Source organism: Nocardioides sp. BP30 (assembly GCF_029873215.1).
Lineage (GTDB): Bacteria > Actinomycetota > Actinomycetes > Propionibacteriales > Nocardioidaceae > Nocardioides.
In genome coordinates this window covers 2127657-2142864 of the sequence record NZ_CP123620.1, presented here as the reverse complement: position 1 = coordinate 2142864, position 15208 = coordinate 2127657, and the positions used below count along the sequence as shown (strand labels likewise).

15 protein-coding genes are annotated in these 15208 nt (G+C 70.2%); 2 read left to right on the top strand and 13 right to left on the bottom strand.

What is annotated here, in order from left to right; all coding sequences use genetic code 11:
• Positions 1-5 precede the first annotated feature (5 nt).
• Positions 6-938: an SMP-30/gluconolactonase/LRE family protein gene (locus P5P86_RS10105; protein WP_280607310.1), complete on the bottom strand. Its 933-nt coding sequence runs from the start codon at positions 936-938 to the stop codon at positions 6-8.
• Positions 935-1363 carry an NUDIX domain-containing protein gene (locus P5P86_RS10100; protein WP_280607309.1) on the bottom strand — a complete coding sequence of 143 codons (429 nt, stop codon included), beginning with the start codon at positions 1361-1363 and terminating at the stop codon, positions 935-937. Before P5P86_RS10100 ends, P5P86_RS10105 begins: the two co-directional genes overlap by 4 nt.
• Before the next feature lie 53 nt (positions 1364-1416).
• Here P5P86_RS10100 and P5P86_RS10095 point away from each other — a divergent pair, with 53 nt between their 5' ends.
• On the top strand, positions 1417-1650 hold the full coding sequence (locus tag P5P86_RS10095; RefSeq protein ID WP_280607308.1) for a hypothetical protein: 234 nt from the start codon (positions 1417-1419) through the stop codon (positions 1648-1650).
• Here the strand turns inward: P5P86_RS10095 and P5P86_RS10090 are convergent.
• From P5P86_RS10090 to P5P86_RS10055, 8 genes are all read right to left on the bottom strand, one after another.
• Positions 1634-2035, bottom strand: a complete 402-nt coding sequence (locus tag P5P86_RS10090) for a YjbQ family protein (RefSeq protein ID WP_280607307.1) — start codon at positions 2033-2035, stop codon at positions 1634-1636. The two genes, P5P86_RS10095 and P5P86_RS10090, sit on opposite strands and share 17 nt — an antisense overlap.
• A 100-nt stretch (positions 2036-2135) precedes the next feature.
• Entirely contained in the window at positions 2136-2633 is a 498-nt protein-coding gene (locus P5P86_RS10085) for a Calx-beta domain-containing protein (RefSeq protein ID WP_280607306.1), read from the bottom strand.
• Between the two features lie 38 nt (positions 2634-2671).
• On the bottom strand, positions 2672-2983 hold the full coding sequence (locus P5P86_RS10080; RefSeq protein WP_280607305.1) for a thiamine-binding protein: 312 nt from the start codon (positions 2981-2983) through the stop codon (positions 2672-2674).
• Positions 2984-3057: 74 nt separating this feature from the next.
• The gene (locus P5P86_RS10075) at positions 3058-5892 is read right to left on the bottom strand and encodes an aconitate hydratase (protein ID WP_280611202.1); all 2835 of its coding nucleotides are present in this window, start codon (positions 5890-5892) and stop codon (positions 3058-3060) included.
• A 186-nt stretch (positions 5893-6078) separates the two neighbouring features.
• The gene (locus P5P86_RS10070) at positions 6079-6948 is read right to left on the bottom strand and encodes an LLM class flavin-dependent oxidoreductase (protein WP_280611201.1); all 870 of its coding nucleotides are present in this window, start codon (positions 6946-6948) and stop codon (positions 6079-6081) included.
• A 107-nt stretch (positions 6949-7055) separates the two neighbouring features.
• Entirely contained in the window at positions 7056-8141 is a 1086-nt protein-coding gene (locus P5P86_RS10065) for an NAD(P)-dependent alcohol dehydrogenase (RefSeq protein ID WP_280611199.1), read from the bottom strand.
• 36 nt (positions 8142-8177) lie between these two features.
• Positions 8178-8978 (bottom strand): alpha/beta fold hydrolase, encoded by an 801-nt coding sequence (locus P5P86_RS10060; protein ID WP_280611198.1) that lies wholly within the window; start codon positions 8976-8978, stop codon positions 8178-8180.
• 86 nt (positions 8979-9064) lie between these two features.
• Positions 9065-10249, bottom strand: a complete 1185-nt coding sequence (locus tag P5P86_RS10055; RefSeq protein WP_280611197.1) for a cytochrome P450 — start codon at positions 10247-10249, stop codon at positions 9065-9067.
• Positions 10250-10401: 152 nt separating this feature from the next.
• Here P5P86_RS10055 and P5P86_RS10050 point away from each other — a divergent pair, with 152 nt between their 5' ends.
• A complete protein-coding gene (locus P5P86_RS10050) occupies positions 10402-11565 on the top strand; it encodes an NAD(P)/FAD-dependent oxidoreductase (protein ID WP_280611196.1) in 1164 nt (387 codons plus the stop codon).
• Positions 11566-11633: 68 nt separating this feature from the next.
• On the opposite strand, the gene P5P86_RS10045 is transcribed toward P5P86_RS10050, so the two are convergent.
• Genes P5P86_RS10045 through P5P86_RS10035 form a run of 3 tightly spaced genes read right to left on the bottom strand, consistent with a single transcriptional unit; the run spans position 11634 to position 15096 of the window.
• A complete protein-coding gene (locus P5P86_RS10045) occupies positions 11634-12476 on the bottom strand; it encodes a mycofactocin-coupled SDR family oxidoreductase (protein WP_280611195.1) in 843 nt (280 codons plus the stop codon).
• Complete coding sequence (locus tag P5P86_RS10040) at positions 12473-13516, bottom strand: ABC transporter permease (RefSeq protein WP_280611194.1); 1044 nt, start codon at positions 13514-13516, stop codon at positions 12473-12475. The genes P5P86_RS10045 and P5P86_RS10040 overlap by 4 nt, the downstream gene beginning before the upstream one ends.
• Positions 13513-15096 (bottom strand): sugar ABC transporter ATP-binding protein, encoded by a 1584-nt coding sequence (locus P5P86_RS10035; RefSeq protein WP_280611193.1) that lies wholly within the window; start codon positions 15094-15096, stop codon positions 13513-13515. The genes P5P86_RS10040 and P5P86_RS10035 overlap by 4 nt, the downstream gene beginning before the upstream one ends.
• Positions 15097-15208 lie beyond the last annotated feature (112 nt).

Here is a 15208-nt window from a genome sequence, read left to right as displayed (position 1 = left end):
ACGCCTCAGGAGAGGCCGACGACCCGGGCCACGGCCGGCTGCTCCAGGCTTCCGAGCCACACCGTCCCGTCGTGCTCACGCACCCCGGTCACCATCGCGTAGCGGTCAGCCGGCAGCCGGAGGTCGTGCACCACGCGACCGGTCACGTCGTACGCCTGGACGCGGCAGCTCGGCTCGACCTTGGGCTGGAGCCACTCCGGCACCCGGGTGGCTCCGCGCTGGAGCCAGGACGGCGCTCGCTGCAGCCGGGCGAGGGCGGCGTTGACCGGGCTGGCGATCGTCACCCAGATCAATCCGTCCGACCCGGTGGCGATGTTGTCCGGATGCCCCGGCAGGTCGGCGACGAGCAGGTCGCGGGTGCCGGCCCGCTCCCCGGTGAGCCACTGCCGTACGACGGTGCACGCGCCCGTCTCGGCCACTGCCACGAACGAGCCGTCCGGCGCCAGCGCGACGCCGTTGGCGAAGGCGAGGCCGTCGAGCACGACCCGGACGTCCCCGGACGGCTCCAGCCGCAGCAGCCGGCCGGTGCGGGTGTTCTGCACGAGGTCGTCCTTCCACTGCGACTGGCCGAACCGGGTGGAGGAGTCGGAGAACCACACCGTGCCGTCGGCGGCGACGGCGGCGTTGTTGCAGAACCGCATCGGCCGACCGTCGACCTCGGCGAGGCGTCGCTCCACCGCCCCGCTGCGCGGGTCGATCAGGAGCACGCCGAGGGAGGAGTCGCAGACCAGCAGCCGGCCGTCGGGATGCAGCTCGATGCCGAGCGGGCGACCGCCCGTCTCGGCGATCCGGTCGACGCGGCCGCCGTCGTACCGGATCCGCCACACGGCGCCGTCGGCGGTGCCGGTGTAGACGCAGCCCTCGTCGGGGCCGGACGTCGCGACGACGACGTCCTCGCAGCCGTGGGCGGGCACGGGCACCACCTCGAGGCCGGTCATGACCGCAGCGTGGCATAGAGCTCGGAGGCGAGGAACCCCGGCAGGACCGCGCGGGCGGAGTCGCTCAACGGCAGGTCCAGGATCTGTTCGGGGTCGACGAAGACGATCCTGCGGCCCTCACCGAGCACGATGTCCGCATCCGTCGCCGTGGTGGAGGCCGCGTACAGCGCCATCCGATCGTCGCTGGCACGCTCCACATGGTGGATGTCGTACACGCCGACCAGCTGCAGCTCCTCGGGGGCGAGGACCAGGCCGGTCTCCTCGTGCAGCTCGCGCACCGCCGCCTCCAGGAACGACTCCCCCGGCTCGACGTGGCCCCCACTGGCCGCCCAACGCTCGGGCGCGATCGGCGCGTGCTCGTCGCGCTCCTGCAGCAGCACCCAGCCACGGCTGTCGACGAGCAGGACACAGGCGAAGTCCGTCATGCCGCAACGGTAGCCAGGCAACCCTCGCTGGCTCGGGGTGGCAGACTCGCGCCATGGCTCTCGACAGCACCCAGAAGGCCCGTCTCACCGTCGCCGCCGTTGCGGTCCAGGCAGCCGTGGCGGCGGTCACCCTGCGCGACATCAACCGTCGCCCCAAGGCCGGCGTCCGCGGCCCGAAGGCGATTTGGCGCCTGCTCGGCAGCGTCAACACCCTGGGCTCGATCGCCTACTGGGTCCTCGGCCGCAAGCGCACCGCGCCGGCGGTGCTGGTCAGCCGAGAAAGCTGAACCGCACCTCGCGCACGTCGTTGTCGACGTTGAGGTCGACCAGGCAGATGCTCTGCCAGGTGCCGAGCGTCAGTCGGCCACCGAGCACCGGCACGGTCGCGTACGGCGGGATCAGCGCCGGCATCACGTGCGAGCGGCCGTGCCCCCGGGAGCCGTGGCGATGCTGCCAGCGGTCGTCGCGCGGCAGCAGGTCATCCAGCGCCGCCAACAGGTCGTCGTCACTTCCGGCCCCCGTCTCGAGGATGGCGATGCCGGCCGTGGCGTGCGGCACGAACAGGTGCAGCAGCCCGTCACCGCGAGCAGCGGCGTACTCCCGGGCATCGGCGGTGATGTCGAGCACCACCTCGCTGTCGCCGGTGCGGTAGGACCTGGTCTCGGACTCCATGGCCCCAGCCTAGGAGTGTGCCCGGTCGGACCGGAACGACCGGCCCCGGAGGAGTCCGGGGCCGGTCGGGGCGGTCGAGGGTCGGGGTTCGGGTCGAAGGTCAGGGCACCTGGGGCGCCGGGCTGAGGGTGGTGGTCACCGTGCCCGTCGGCGAGGCGCTCGCCGAGCCGCTGACCGACGTACTGTCGTTGTCGGTGATGGAGACCATCACCCGCTTCTTGTCGAGCTTGATGCCCTTGCCGGAGAACTTCACCCAGAAGGACTCCGTGGACTCCACCTTGGTGTCGTCGCGCGTCTTCACTGCCACGGTCGCGGCGATCTGCCCCCGCGAGAACACCAGGTGGGCGGCCTTGACCTTCTTGAAGTCCTTGCCGGTCGCGGTCCCGTTGACGGTCTTCCAGGTCAGTCTGAGCGTCTTGGTGGCCGGCTTGCGCAGGGTGACGGTGACGGTGGCCCAGCCACCCTCCGTGACCGTCACCCCGGTGGAGGTGCTGCCCTTGGGCGCGGCGTCGGACGAGGTCTGGATGACCGCGACGGTCCCGCCGGCGAGGAGCGCTGTCGTTGCCGTGATGGCTGCTGCCCGAGTCAATGTGGTCATAGATCCCCGTTGCACAGCCCGCCGGGCGGCAAACCTTCTCAGGCCGGATTTTGCTCGCCGAGGATCCGGTCCACGCGCTCGACCTTCGCCCGGAGCTGACCGGTGAACCCCGGCCGGATGTCGGCCTTGATCACCAACGAGACCCGGGGGGCGACGGCTACCACCGCCTCGGTGGCGCGCCGCACCACCTCGAAGCACTCCTCCCACTCCCCCTCGATGGTGGTGAACATCGAGGTGGTCTCGTGCGGGAGTCCCGACGCGCGCACCACCCGTACGGCGGCGGCGACGGCCTCGGCGACACCCCCACTCTCGTCACCGGTGGTGGGCGCGACACTGAAGGCGAGGAGCATGGCGCCACCCTAGACCGCAGCGGCCCGCCCCCGGAGTCCGGGAGCGGGCCGCGCGGGCGATCAGCCGATCACCTTCAGTTGCTGGTGACCAGGTTGCGCAGCACGTACTGCAGGATGCCGCCGTTGCGGTAGTAGTTCGCCTCGCCGGGGGTGTCGATCCGGACCACCGCGTCGAACTCCACACCCTCCCCGCCGTCAGGCGCCGTGGCGGTCACCTTGACGGTCTTCGGCGTCGTGCCCTCGTTGAGGGCGGTGATGCCGGAGATGGAGAAGGTCTCCTCGCCGCTCAGACCGAGCGACTCGGCGTTCTGACCGGCCGGGAACTGCAGCGGGATGACACCCATGCCGATCAGGTTCGAGCGGTGGATGCGCTCGTAGCTCTCGGCGATGACGGCCTTGACCCCGAGCAGCGAGGTGCCCTTCGCAGCCCAGTCGCGGGACGAGCCCGAGCCGTACTCCTTGCCCGCCAGGACGACCAGCGGGACACCGGCGGCCTGGTAGTTCACCGAGGCGTCGTACACGGCGACGACGGGCGCGTCGGACTGGGTGAAGTCGCGGGTGACGCCACCCTCGGTCCCCGGGGCGAGCTGGTTCTTGATCCGGATGTTGGCGAACGTGCCCCGGATCATCACCTCGTGGTTGCCGCGGCGCGAGCCGTAGGAGTTGAAGTCGCGCTGCGCCACGCCGTGCTCGGCGAGGTAGCGGCCGGCCGGCGAGTCGGACTTGATGTTGCCGGCAGGGCTGATGTGGTCGGTGGTGACCGAGTCGCCGAGCTTGAGCAGGACGCGGGCGCCCTCGATGTCGGTGACCGGCGAGGCGGTCAGGGACATGCCGTCGAAGTACGGCGCCTTGCGGACGTAGGTCGAGTCCTCGGCCCAGGTGAACGTGTCACCGGTGGGCGTCGGCAGGTTCTGCCAGGTCTCGTCGCCGGCGAAGACGTCGGCGTAGTCCTTGGTGAACATCTCCGAGGTGATCGAGGAGGCGATGACGTCCTCGACCTCGGTCGGCGTGGGCCAGATGTCCTTGAGGAAGACGTCGTTGCCGTCCGTGTCCTGCCCGATGGCGTCGTGGAACAGGTCGATGTCCATCGTCCCGGCGATCGCGTAGGCGATGACCAGCGGCGGGGACGCGAGGTAGTTCATCTTCACGTCCGGGTTGATCCGGCCCTCGAAGTTGCGGTTGCCGGACAGGACGGAGACGACGGCCAGGTCGTTCTCCTGCACAGCGGCCGAGACCTCGGGGATGAGCGGACCCGAGTTGCCGATGCAGGTCACGCAGCCGTAGCCCACCAGGTTGAAGCCGAGCTTCTCCAGGTACGGCGTCAGGCCGGACTTGTCGTAGTAGTCCGAGACGACCTTCGAGCCCGGGGCCAGCGTGGTCTTGACCCACGGCTTGCGGACCAGGCCCTTCTCGACCGCCTTCTTGGCCAGCAGGGCGGCGCCCAGCATGACCGAGGGGTTGGAGGTGTTCGTGCACGACGTGATCGAGGCGATCGTGACAGCGCCGTGGTCGAGCACGAACCTCGAGCCGTCCTCCAGGGTGACCTCGACCGGGTTGCTCGCGCGGCCACCGTCCTTCGGTGCGGCCGAGAGGTGGTTGTCGGGCGCCGGGGAACGGCCGTTGCCGGCGCTGTAGGACGGCGCGTCCGAGCCGGGGAAGGTCTCCTCGACCGCCTCGTCGTACCCCTTGGTGTCCTGCACGTCGCCGGCGTAGTCGACCAGCGCCCCACGGAAGGAGGTCTTGGCGTCGGTCAGCTGGACGCGGTCCTGCGGCCGCTTGGGGCCGGCGATCGAGGGGACGACCGTCGACAGGTCCAGCTCGAGCTTCTCGGAGAAGCGCGGCTCGGCGGCGGGGTCCAGCCAGAGGCCCTGCTCCTTGGCGTAGGCCTCGACCAGCTTGAGCTGCTCCTCGCTGCGGCCGGTGAGCTTGAGGTAGTTGATGGTCTCCTCGTCGACCGGGAAGATGGCGATGGTCGAGCCGAACTCCGGCGACATGTTGCCGATGGTGGCGCGGTTGGCCAGCGGCAGCGCGGACACGCCGGCGCCGTAGAACTCGACGAACTTGCCGACCACGCCGTGCTTGCGGAGCATCTCGGTGATGGTGAGCACCAGGTCGGTCGCGGTGGAGCCCTCCGGCAGGTCACCGGTGAGCTTGAAGCCGACGACTCGCGGGATCAGCATCGAGACCGGCTGGCCCAGCAGCGCGGCCTCGGCCTCGATGCCGCCCACGCCGAAGCCCAGCACGCCGAGCCCGTTGACCATGGTGGTGTGCGAGTCCGTGCCGACGCAGGTGTCGGGGTAGGCCTGCAGGACGCCGTCGACCTCACGGGTGAAGATCGTGCGGGCGAGGTGCTCGATGTTGACCTGGTGGACGATGCCGGTGCCCGGCGGGACCACCTTGAAGTCGTCGAACGCGGTCTGGCCCCAGCGCAGGAACTGGTAGCGCTCCTTGTTGCGGTCGTACTCGATCTCGACGTTCTTCGCGAAGGCCTCCGGCGTACCGAACGCCTCGGCGATCACGGAGTGGTCGATGACCATCTCGGCCGGGCTGAGCGGGTTGATCTTGGTCGGGTCGCCGCCGAGGTCGGCAGCTGCCTCACGCAGGGTGGCCAGGTCGACGATGCAGGGGACGCCGGTGAAGTCCTGCATGATCACGCGCGCCGGCGTGAACTGGATCTCCTTGTCCGGGTCCGCGTCCTTGTCCCAGCCGGCGAGCGCCTTGATGTCATCGGCGGTGATGTCGGCACCGTCCTCGGTGCGGAGCAGGTTCTCCAGGAGGACCTTGAGGGAGAACGGGAGCGAGGCGACGTCGAGGCCCTCACCCTTGACCGCATCGAGGCGGAAGATCTCGTAGGACTTGCCGTCCACGTCCAGGGTGCCCTTGGCACCGAAGCTGTCCTGACTGGCCAACGCTCACATCTCCTAGGTTCAAGCGACGGGCTGTGAAGTCTTCGACGCCATCCTGCCGCCTGCTGTCACGGGCGGAAAAGTAAGGCTCCCCTTGCTTCGGGACGACCACCCAGGAATAACGTCTTGATATCAAGATACACGAGATCGAGCGATTATTCAGATCCCGTGACGACGTGGCACCCGCCCTCAGCGCCCAGCCAGCACCTCCGCGTGCACCTCCAGGTCGGAGGCGGTGTCGGCAGCCGGCAGCGCGAACGGCCCGTAGACCACCAGCTCGTCGAAGCCGAGCTCGCCGGCGCGACCGATCGCATCCTGGTAGGCCGCCACCGAGGAGGTCGGTCGCACCGTGCCGAAGCCGAGCAGCAGCGAGCGGCGCAGGGTCCCCGGGTCGCGGCCGGCCCGCTCGCAGGCATCACCGAGGCGCTCGCACTGCTCGCGCACCAGGGCCCAGTAGGCCGCCGGATCGAGCCGGCTGGCCTCCCAGCCGCCGTAGGTGTTCCAGCCGTCGGCGTAGCGAGCCGTCAGGGCCAGCGCCCGGGGGCCATGGGCGGCCAGCAGCAGGAACGGCCTCGCCGCCCCCGCCGGCAGCGGGCGCGTCTGCAGGCCCTCGAAGGAACGGCCGCTGCCCTGCCACGCGGTCGCGCCGCCCCAGACGGCGTCCAGGCCGGTGACCAGGTCGGCGAAGCGCTCGCTCATCTCGCGGGTCGTCACCGGCGTGCCGGTATCCGCCAGCGGCTCGCGCGGGGAGCCCGCTCCCACGCCGAGGATCAACCGTCCGCCGGAGACGTCCTGCACCGTGGCCGCCCGCCGTGCCAGCGAGACCGGCGAGTGCAGCATCGCCGAGGCCACCAGCGGGCCCAACTCGATCCGGTCGGTGACGGAGGCGGCAGCGGCCAGGGTCGCGAAGCCGTCGGCCAACCAGCCGCCCGCGGCCGTCGGGTGGGTGAGATGGTCATAGACGTACGCCGCGTCGTACCCGATCTCCTCCATCAGCCGGAAGTCGCCCGCAAGCTGGCGCCACGGCCGGGTCTGGACGATGACGACACCGAGTCTCATGCGCAGATCGTAGGGCGCCACGCGTGCGATCGGCGACGGCCACCCGGCCACCCGGCCACCGGCTCCGCCCTGCGATGCGACGCCGCACGAGCCGGTCGCTCACCGCCTCAGAAGGTCAGGACCGCCTTGCACGCCGTGCCGTCCAGGGAGTCGGAGACCGCCTGGTTGATCTCGGCGAACCGGTAGGTCCGGATCAGCTCGTCGACCGGGAAGAGCCCGTCCTGCCAGAGCTGGATGAGGCGCGGGATGAACAGCTTCGGCACCGAGTTCCCCTCGGTGACGCCGAACACCGACCGTCCCATGATCAGGTCGTAGTGCCCCAGGGTGAGCTCGCCGGCGGTGTCGGCGATCCCGACGAGCGCCACCGAGCCGCCCTCGGGAACCGACGTCACGGCGGTGCGGACGACGGAGGGAACCCCGCTCGTCTCCACCACGTAGTCCGCTCCACCGCCCGTGATCTCGCGGATCTGCTCGGCGACATCCGCGTCGCGACCGTCGATGACGTGGGTCGCGCCGAGCTTGCGAGCGAGCTCGAGCCGGGCGGGAACGACATCGACGGCGATCAGGGTTCCGACCCGGGACACGACAGCGCCGAGCAGAGCACTCAGGCCGACCGCGCCGACCCCGGTGACGACCAGCGAGGAGCCGGCCTCCGGGCGCAGCGCGTTGAGGACCGTCCCCGCGCCCGTGATGACACCGCAGCCCAGCGGTGCCAACACCTCCAGGGGCAGTGCAGGGTCGACCTTGACGGCGTTGCGCTCCGTGGTGAGACAGTGCGTGGCGAAGGAGGACTGGCCGAAGAAGTTGCCGCCGACCGGCGCGCCACCCACGTGGATCGCGTGCGAGCCGTCGGGCCGCACGCCGCCGAAGTTCATCGGGGCGAAGTTCAGACAGCGGTACGGCCGACCCTGCAGGCATGGCTTGCAGTGGCCACAGTTGTCGAAGCTCATCACGACGTGGTCACCGACCTGCAGGCTCGTGACCGCCGATCCGACGGCCTCCACCACACCCGCCCCCTCATGCCCGAGCACCGCGCCGTCGGGGAAGATCCCCCGCGCGCTCAGGTCGCTGTGGCACAGTCCGACCGCCACCGTGCGTACCAGCACTTCGTCGGGACGGGGCTCGTCGAGCTCGACCTCCTGGATCTCGAAGCTGGAGTCGGCACCCTGGGTTATCGCTGCACTGATCCGCATGCCCCCGAAGTTACGAAGGTCACGTTATCCACCGCGTTACCGTCGCACCCTCAGGCGGTTGACCACCGACTCCACCTCGTCGGCGCAGTCGACCGGCCTGTCCAGGGGCACGTGGTGGTAGGCGCCGGGAACGACCCCCCGCTCGATGCGACGCCCCTGGACCTCCTCGAGCCACGCCAGGGAGTCCGGGCCACCCATGGTGCTGCGGTCGCCGTAGACGTAGCCGATGGGTGCCGAGACCGCGGCGAGGTCGCGGCGCACCCTGTCGGTGGTGAAGCGGTGCCGTGCTCGCGGGTGGTGGCGCCAGCGCCAGCCACCGGCGGTCTCGCCGAGGCCTGCTCGCGCGACGGCGTCGAGGAGTCGCGGCTCCGCGCTGGTCTCGGCCGGCAACAGCCGGAAGCGCGCGAGGGCCTCCTCCGGCGAGGCGAAGAGCCGGACCGGCGCTGACAGCGGAGGCAGCCCCGGCGGTCGTCGCAGCGGCAGGCGGGTATCGACGATGACCAGCCCGGCGACCGCTTCAGGGGTCCGTGCCGCCGTCGCGATGGCGACCAGGCCGCCCATGCTGTGGCCGACGAGCACGGCGCTCCCGCCTGCGGTCCGGTCGACGACCGCTGCCACCTCGGCGGCCCAGACGTCACCGTCGTACCACGACCGATGGTCACTGGCCCCATGACCGCTCAGGTCGAGCGTCACCACGGGCCGGCGCTCCGCAAGGATCGGAGCGACCCCGCTCCACCACCCGCTGTGCGCCGCGGCGCCATGGATGAGGACGAGGGTCTCGCGAGAACCGGGTCTCCCCGGTCGCGGCGCCGGCGAGGGCCACCGCGTCCACCTCACGGTGGCTCCCTGGACCTCCACGCTTCCGGCCGAGGGACGACCGACCGGTGGTCGGGCGTCTCGGACCGACCCGACCGCCGGCACGGCTACCAAGCGAGCCGGAGCTCTTCGACGCCGGCGACCTGGTTCATGTGACGGGTCGGGGTGAACCCCTCGGCGAGCCGGTACGTCGGGATCCGGCGGTGGAACTCCTCGAGGACCACCTGCATCTCGAGCCGGGCCAGGTGCGAGCCCACGCACCGGTGGGGGCCGAGGCCGAAGGTGACGTGCCGGTTGGCCTCCCGGTCGAGCTGCACCTCATCCGCGTCCGCGAACTGGGCGCCGTCGCGGTTGGCCGCGATGGTGTTGACCAGGATGCGGTCGCCCGCCTTCATCTGCTGTCCACCGACCTCGACGTCCTCCCGGGCCACCCGCCCGATCAGAATGACGGCATCGCGGCGCAGGAACTCCTCGATGGCGGTCGGGATGAGATCGGGATCCTTGACCAGCCGGTCGCGGTCGTCGGGGTGCGTGGCGAGGTAGGTGAAGGTCAGGCTCAAGGCTGCGGTGACGGTGTCCAGGCCACCCAGGAAGAGCAGGAAGGCCATCCGCACCAGCTCCTCCTCGGTGATGCTCTCGCCGGCACCCTCCGCCTGGACGATCTGCGTGGCGATGTCGTCCTGCGGGTTCACCCGGCGTTCGTCGAGGATCTGCTTCAGGTATGCCATCACCTCGCCCGTCGCCCTGGCCGCCGACTCGTAGTCCTCGTCGGTCCGCGACTCGTGCAGGATGACGTTCTTCCAGGCATAGAACCGCGGAGCGTCCTCGATCGGAAGCCCCATGATCTGGGTGAAGATCCCGGTCGGGAGCGGGGCGGCGAGATCCTCCACGAAGTCGCAGGAGCCCGACGCCTCGAACGCGTCGATCAGGTCGTTGGTCAGCGCCCGGATCCTGGGCTCCAACGCGTTGATGCTGCGCGGCGAGAACGCCGGGGCCAGGATGCTGCGGAACTTGCTGTGCAGCGGCGGGTCCATCTCGATCGGCGGAAGCGGCGGGGTGTCCTCGCCCCTCGGCACCCGAACGCCCTCCTCGCTGGTGAAGACCTTCGCGTCCTGGAGGACCCGCTTGGAGCTCTCGTAGTCCGATACGACCCAGAAGCCACCGTGCTTGTCGCTGTAGGCCACCGGCGCCCGCTCCAGGAGCGCCTCGCACACCTCGTCCGGATCGGCCCCGAGGCGCGGGTCGTGGTGGTCGAAGTGCTCGACGAAGTGGTCGATGAGCTGCTGGTCCATGTCTTGCCTCTCGAAATCATTCGACTGCTGTCACCGCTCAGCGCGCCCACGAATCGGCGACCGAAGCATGATGAGCGTCACACCGGCGGCGTTATCAGCGTCGTTATTCACGTCACGCGCGCGGTAACGCCGGGTGCGACACCATCACCCGCATGACTGACCAGCCGAAGTCCATCATCGTCGTCGGGAGCGGTCTGGCGGGACTCACCGTGGCGGAACGGCTGCGAGCTCGCGGCTACACGGGTGCCCTCACGCTCCTCGGCGACGAAGCCGTCGCGCCGTACGACCGCCCTCCGCTCTCCAAGGGGGTGCTGCTCGGAGAGGAGGTGTCGAGCGATCTCCGCTCGCAGACCGAGCTGTCGGCGTTGCAGGCCAACCTGCTCTTCGACGAGGCGGCGCTCTCGCTCGACGCCGCACACCGTGTCGTCACGACAGCGCGAGGCGCCCACCGAGCCGACGTCGTCGTGCTGGCGACCGGGTCCGTTCCTCGCCGGATCGCCGGCATCGACGGACACCTCCTGCGGACCCGTGCGGACGCCGTAGCACTGCGAAGCGCACTGGTCGGCGCCCGCTCCGTCGCCGTCATCGGCGCAGGGCTGATCGGCTGCGAGGTCGCTGCCAGCGCTCGCACACTGGGACTCCCCGTCGAGCTGCACGACGTGCTCGACGGGCCAATGATCCGGGTCGTGGGCGTCACCACCTCCGCGGTGGTGGCCGACCTGCACCGGTCCGCGGGTGTCGACCTGCACACGGGTGTGAGGATCAGTCGTGACACCGACGGAGGACTGCGCGCGGGCGAGCACCGCATCGAGGCCGACGTGGTGGTCGAGGCGGTCGGCGGCGTACCGAACGTCGGATGGCTCGCCGGAAGCGGACTGACCCTGCTCGACGGGGTCGTCTGCGACGCCGACGGCCGGGCCGCGGACGGAGTCTTCGCCGTCGGTGACGTCGCCCGCTGGGACGGTCACCGCAGCGAGCACTGGACGGCGGCGACGGTGCAGGCCGACCACGTGGCGGCGCGCCTGCTGGCGCAGGAGGTGGAGCCCGCCACCGCGCCGTACTGGTGGAGCGATCAGTACGGCCTCAGGATCCAGGGCCTGGGCTCCCCCGCCCCCGACGACGAGACCCAGCTGCTCTCCTGGGGCCCCAAGGAGCGCACCGTGGCGGTGTACTCGCGCGAGGGCCGGCTGACCGGCGCGGTCGGGTTCGGCGCACCGGCGGCCGTCATGCGGCTGGGTGCCGACATCCAGCGCGGGACCGACATCGACGAGGTGCTCGAGCGGCTGGCGGCGCCGCGGGCGGCGCGGGTCTCCTGAGAGGAGATACGACGGAGGCGCCGACGATGATCGTCGGCGCCTCCGTCGGCGGGTCGGTCGGTGGGTGACTACTTCAGCAGTGCGCCCGCGTCGACCGGCAGCGCGACCCCGGTGATGTAGCGGGCATCGTCGGAGACGAGGAAGAGCACTGCCTTGCTGACGTCCGACGGCTCCACCCACGGCACCGGCAGCGCGTTGTTCCCGCCGAACGCCACCCGCACGTCCTCGAGGGTGGGCTCGTCGAGATCGGGCCGGAAGAGCTTCATCGTGACCTCGTTGAAGATCATCTCGGTCGCGACGGCCGTCGGGTGGATGGTGTTCACCCGGATCGAGCTCGGCGCATGCTCCAACGCCAAGGTCCGCATCATCCCGACCACCGCGTGCTTGGTCGCGGTGTAGTGCACCAGGTTGGGGATGCCCCTCAGCCCGCCGACCGAGCTGATCAGCACGAGCGATCCACCACGGCCGCCGGCCTCGATGTGCGGGATCGAGGCGTTGACCGTGTTCCACACGCCGGTCAGATTCACCCCGATCATGGTGTCCCAGGCATCGGGCGTCAGGGTGCCCACGCCGCCGTAGCCGGAGATGCCGGCGTTGGCCACCACGACGTCCAGACCTCCCAGGACGCGCACGCCCTCCTCGATCACCGAGCTCAGCGCGCCGGCATCGCGCACGTCGGCGATCCCGACGTGGATCCGTCGACCGAGGCTCTCGACGACGGCTGCCGTCTGCGCCAGGTCGCGCGCGTCGGGCATCGGGTAGGTCACGGTGTCGAGCTGGTGCGCCAGGTCGATCGCGATGATGTCCGCACCGGCGGCGGCGAGGTGCTCGCAGTGACTGCGTCCCTGACCCCTCGCGGCGCCGGTGACGAGGGCGACCTTGCCGGCGAGGGGCCCGCCTGCGCCGGTCATGCGTTCTTGGCGCGACGACGCGCCGACCGGGCGGCGAGCCCGACAGCGACGATCAGGACGAGGCCCTCGAAGAGATCGTTGAGCCACGGACGGCCCGGGTAGAGCAGCTCGAGTCCCTTGATGCCCACGGCGAGCAGGTAGATCGAGATCACCGTGCCGACCACGTTGAACCGTCCCGGTCGGATCTGGGTGGCACCCAGGAACGCGGCCGAGAAGGCCGGCAGGAGGAATGGGGCGCCGGCATCGAACGACGACGTGCCGAGCTGGGCGGTGAAGACGACGCCGGCGAAACTCGCCAGCACCGCCGAGACGATCAGGCCGAACCACTGCAGCCGCAGCACCTTCAGCCCGGCGAGACGCGAAGCGGTGGCGTTCGACCCCACGGCGTAGAGGTAGCGCCCGGTCGGGGTGTGGTTCAGCAGGTACCAGAGCACCACCGCGACGATGGCGAACATGTACGCCGGTGCCGGCACCGTCAGCCACTTGGCGTTGCCCAGGTCGGTGAACTGCTGGTCGATGCCGGTCGTCACCGATTGGCCGTTGGTCAGCCAGTACGTCGCCGCTGCGAGCACCGAGGAGACACCGAGGGTCCCGATCACGGCGTCGACGTGCATCTTCGTCACCACCACCGCATTGATCACCCCGATCAGGGCCCCGACCAGCACGGTGAGGATCACGGCGAGCACCCAGTTGACTCCGTGGGCCGACTGCAACCAGCCGACGAAGAGGATCGAGAAGCTCATGTTCGCCGCGACGGAGAGATCGAAGATGCCGCAGATGAGGGAGATCATCAGGCCGAGCGTGAGGATGCCGGTGATCGCCTGGCTGGCGAGGATGATCCGGAAGTTGTTGACGGTGAAGAAGGTGTCGGGCTTGAGCAGCGAGTACACCACGATCAACAGCAGCATCAGGTAGAGGCCGCTGAACCGGTCGACCCCCAGGCCGGCGAGCGGTCCTCGACCGCGTCGCTTCGGCTCCTGAGCAAAGCCGTCAGCGAGGGGAAGCTCGGGAACCTCGGTTCGGACATCGCTCTGCGTCATGCTCCTGCTCCGTTCTTCTGCGTGGGATGAGGGCCGGGATGAGGGCCGGGATGAGGGCCGGGATCGGCGATGCCGAGGCTCGCCCGGGTGATGGCGGCGCGCGTGATGGCGGCGCCGGTGAGTTCGGTGCTGACGCGGCCGTGGTCGAGGACCACCACGCGGGAGCAGAGGCGGACGAGCTCGACCTCGTCGGAGGAGCAGACGAGGATCGCCGTACCCTGTGCGGCTGCCTCGTCGATCAGGCGGTGCACGTCCGCCTTCGCCGCGACGTCGACTCCCTGGGTGGGCTCCTCGAGCAGGAGCGCTGACGGCCCTGTCTTCAGCCACTTCCCGAGGACGACCTTCTGCTGGTTCCCGCCCGACAACGACGTCATGGGTGCCTCGGGGCCGGCCGACTTCACGCCGAGCCTGCGGCTCCACGCGGTAGCGTCCGCACGCTCGTCACGCACGCGCAGCCGCAGCCTTCTCCAGAAGTCACTCAGGCTGGGCAGCGTCATGTTCTCCCGCACCGACATGTCCATCACGAGCCCGGCGGCGACACGGTCGGCCGGCACGTAGCCGACTCCGTTCGCGACGGCGAGATCGGGACGACCGTCGGGCAGCTCCACCCCGGAGCACCTGACGGTGCCCGAACGCGGCCTACCTCCGAAGACGGCCCCACCGACCTCATCGCGACCCGAGCCGTCGACCCCTGCCAGGCCGACGACCTCGCCGGCGTGGACCGTGAGGTCGAGGCCGGTCAGGACACGGCACGACAGCCCCGAGATCTCAAGCACCGGCCGGCCGGGCTCGCGCTGAGCCCGCTCGCCGACGTCGACGACCTCACCGGCCATGAGATCGGCCAGCTCCCGCGGATCGGTGTCGGCAACGTCGAGCGTGTCGATCAGACGGCCATCGCGCAGCACCGTGACACGGTCGGCGAGGGCAAAGACCTCGTCGAGGTGGTGGGAGACGTACAGCACGGACGCGCCCGAGGCTCGTACCCGGCGGACGATCTCGTAGACCATCTCGACGTCGCCGGCCGGCATGGTCGCGGTGGGCTCGTCCAGGACGAGCAGGGCGATCGACTCGGCCGATCCCTGCATCGCCCGCGCGATCGCGACGGCGGTCCGCTCGACGGCGGAGAGCTGCTCGACCGGACGGTCGATGTCGACCGGATGGCCCACAGTGTCCATCAGGTCCCTGGCACGTTGGCGCTGTGCCCGCCAACGGATCCGGCCCGCGCGCGAGGTCCGGTAGCCGCTGCCGAGCGCGAGGTTGTCGACCGTCGACTCGGTCAGCACGAGGCCCAGGTCCTGGTGGACGAACCGGAGCCCGACGTCGTGGGCCGCGGTGGCGTCGCCCAGATCGAGCGAGCGCGGGCCCACCGTCGCCGTGGACCCCGGGTCCGCCTCGTGGAAGCCGGCGAGGATCTTGATCAGGGTCGACTTTCCCGAGCCGTTCTGGCCCACCAGGGCGTGCACCTCGCCCGGCAGGACGTCGAGATCGACGTGGTCGAGCGCCTTGGTCCCGGGAAACGTCTTGGACACGGCGCGGAGCCGGACACCGGTCAGGTCGGGCGGGGTGTGGGTGATCGACATGATCAAGTCCCCTCGGGTCTCATGGTTGCGGACGTGGATGTGACACGCGTCTCATCCGATGGGTCCACCATCGGCGCGGATGCGTTTGCCGTGCCGTTACCGGGCGCCCGGA

Coding starts and splice junctions, on each gene's coding strand:
- P5P86_RS10035 (WP_280611193.1), bottom strand. CDS start 15,096: ATGTCGATCACCCACACCCCGCCCGACCTGACCGGTGTCCGGCTCCGC.
- P5P86_RS10065 (WP_280611199.1), bottom strand. CDS start 8,141: ATGCGGATCAGTGCAGCGATAACCCAGGGTGCCGACTCCAGCTTCGAG.
- P5P86_RS10070 (WP_280611201.1), bottom strand. CDS start 6,948: ATGAGACTCGGTGTCGTCATCGTCCAGACCCGGCCGTGGCGCCAGCTT.
- P5P86_RS10100 (WP_280607309.1), bottom strand. CDS start 1,363: ATGACGGACTTCGCCTGTGTCCTGCTCGTCGACAGCCGTGGCTGGGTG.
- P5P86_RS10040 (WP_280611194.1), bottom strand. CDS start 13,516: ATGACGCAGAGCGATGTCCGAACCGAGGTTCCCGAGCTTCCCCTCGCT.
- P5P86_RS10050 (WP_280611196.1), top strand. CDS start 10,402: ATGACTGACCAGCCGAAGTCCATCATCGTCGTCGGGAGCGGTCTGGCG.
- P5P86_RS10095 (WP_280607308.1), top strand. CDS start 1,417: ATGGCTCTCGACAGCACCCAGAAGGCCCGTCTCACCGTCGCCGCCGTT.
- P5P86_RS10080 (WP_280607305.1), bottom strand. CDS start 2,983: ATGCTCCTCGCCTTCAGTGTCGCGCCCACCACCGGTGACGAGAGTGGG.
- P5P86_RS10085 (WP_280607306.1), bottom strand. CDS start 2,633: ATGACCACATTGACTCGGGCAGCAGCCATCACGGCAACGACAGCGCTC.
- P5P86_RS10055 (WP_280611197.1), bottom strand. CDS start 10,249: ATGGACCAGCAGCTCATCGACCACTTCGTCGAGCACTTCGACCACCAC.
- P5P86_RS10090 (WP_280607307.1), bottom strand. CDS start 2,035: ATGGAGTCCGAGACCAGGTCCTACCGCACCGGCGACAGCGAGGTGGTG.
- P5P86_RS10105 (WP_280607310.1), bottom strand. CDS start 938: ATGACCGGCCTCGAGGTGGTGCCCGTGCCCGCCCACGGCTGCGAGGAC.
- P5P86_RS10045 (WP_280611195.1), bottom strand. CDS start 12,476: ATGACCGGCGCAGGCGGGCCCCTCGCCGGCAAGGTCGCCCTCGTCACC.